This window comes from Kluyvera sp. Awk 3, assembly GCF_028069715.1.
GTDB classification, from domain to species: Bacteria; Pseudomonadota; Gammaproteobacteria; order Enterobacterales; family Enterobacteriaceae; genus Kluyvera; species Kluyvera georgiana_A.
The window spans coordinates 1-1,353 of record NZ_JANEWH010000275.1 but is presented as its reverse complement, the minus strand read 5'-3'; the positions used below and the strand labels follow the sequence as shown (position 1 = coordinate 1,353).

Sequence of the window (1,353 nt, the reverse complement as noted above, 5' to 3'; positions counted from 1 at the left end):
TAATATAGGTGATAATGGTTCAAATCTAACCATTACATGTCTTTCATTGAATCGAATTTCTTTAACTGAGAAATTAATTCAATCTGTCTTAAAGTGCATACCTAACTATAAAGGAAAATTCCTTATTATTGATAATGGAAGCAGTCCAAGTGAATTGGAGCAGCTTTCGGAGATGGTCAAACAAATACCGCTTGATATTAAATTGGTTGAGTTAGATAAAAATTATGGTGTTAGTGGTGGTAGAAATAAAACACTTGAACATGTCGAAACTGAATGGGTCATGTTTCTTGATAATGATATATTTTTTATCAACAATCCTTTGCCGCGGTTACAAAATGATATTTCCAAGTTAGGCTGCCATTTTATAAATATGCCTTTGCTTGACCCTGATGGTGAGACACTTTTTGCTCGTGGTGGAAATATTTTTGTGAGCATTGAAGATAGCTCAATTCATATCGGAGCTGGTAGTGCCTGTGTTCAGGAAAAAGTAAGTCAGTATGACACAGAAAGTTTCTTGTCGACCTTCCTTTTCGGCGGTGCAAGCGTGATGAATCTCAATACCCTTAAAACTATGGGGGGGTATGATGAGAATATGTTTATCGGTTTTGAAGATATTGATCTTTCAATTCGTTTATTTCAAGCTGGGATGAAGGTTGGTACGTGCGGTGCTATCTCCCTCATACACGATCATCCTAAACCAAGTTCGGATGACGATATAGCGTACGAGCGAACCCGTTTTACACGAAATATACTCAAAAAGTCAGCAGATTATTTAGAGCATAAATATGGAATGATTTTTTGGTCGGCGCCCGTCGATGATTGGTTAGAGCAAAAGCATAGTACTTTGAATGTGGGTGCGAAGGAAGAAGCAGTCGAAGTTAAAAAACAATTGATAAATAAATCTACTTTTTCCCATGCTAAACCTAAAGTTGCATTGATTATAGACACTGAAAACTGGGCGTTTTCTAATATCGCTAATCAGCTTGTAAAAAACCTGTCTGCGTCCTATGAATTTACCATAATCCCTACAGAAATCGTAGAGAATATTAGTCAGTTACTTATGATGACTAAGGACTTTGATATCACGCACTTCTTCTGGCGTGAATCGTTGCGGCTCATTCAGGATCCCTATTATGAAAGCTATAACTTACAGCTTGGATACACTAAAGAGCAATTTTATGATGCTTACCTTAAAGAGAGAGTTATTACTTCTAGCGTCTATGATCATTTATTTTTGAGTGAAGTGGAGATTGTAGCTCGCAATGATTTTTACAACACATTGGTTTCAGCGTATACAGTAAGTTCATCAAAATTGTTCGATATATATTCATCAATATCCAGCTATCCTAAACC

The 1,353-nt window shown here is 36.4% G+C and carries 1 protein-coding gene; it reads left to right on the top strand.

The features are described from left to right. Positions 1-1,353: glycosyltransferase family 2 protein (locus NNN71_RS24585; RefSeq protein WP_271459580.1), on the top strand; the 1,353-nt coding region annotated here is incomplete at both ends.